We start from the raw sequence: 549 nt of genomic DNA, 5'->3' as shown, positions 1-549 counted from the left end.
GTGGAGGAGTCGTTATATTCCTATTTTTCCTCAGATACGACACCTGATTGGCTCGGGCCAAATCGCCGTAAAGCAAACGCAACAGTGGAGGATACAATCCCTATTGGGACGCCATATAACATTGCTCCCCCCACGCCGGTTAAAAGTCCATAGTCAGGTTGAGGGTTATTGAGCGAGATGACACTATACAGGGCAGAGCCGCTTATGACGATCACGGCGACGGCGATACTCACGAGTATTCCGGCGTTGCGATACGTGTGTATCCCTGCCAGAATAATCGCTGATACCGTGGCTCCAAGAAATGAGTTTCCCATACCGGAACTTCCGACAAGATAGAGTTGACCGAAGAACACGGCCATGAGAATGACCGAGTAGCCGAGATACCGAAGCGATAGGTTCAACGACTTCCCAAGAAGAAGCGATTCTAACCGCGAGTCCATGGACCATGACGGTTCTCTGGTTGTATAAGGTTTCATCGAGAAGGTCGCGGGAAATTGGACATATAGATAGTACCCAAAACGAGCAGGTACTCTATGGCCGGGTTCAATA

General features: G+C 49.7%; 1 protein-coding gene. It reads right to left on the bottom strand.

Features of this window, described 5'->3' with window-relative positions:
* Positions 1-20: 20 nt before the first annotated feature.
* The gene (locus tag EXE45_RS17580; protein WP_137695093.1) at positions 21-440 is read right to left on the bottom strand and encodes a hypothetical protein; all 420 of its coding nucleotides are present in this window, start codon (positions 438-440) and stop codon (positions 21-23) included.
* Positions 441-549 lie beyond the last annotated feature (109 nt).

The sequence above is a fragment of the Halorubrum sp. SP9 genome (assembly GCF_005435015.1).
Lineage (GTDB): Archaea > Halobacteriota > Halobacteria > Halobacteriales > Haloferacaceae > Halorubrum > Halorubrum sodomense.
The sequence above is the reverse complement of the archived record's forward strand: the minus strand, read 5'-3'. Positions and strand labels throughout refer to the sequence as shown.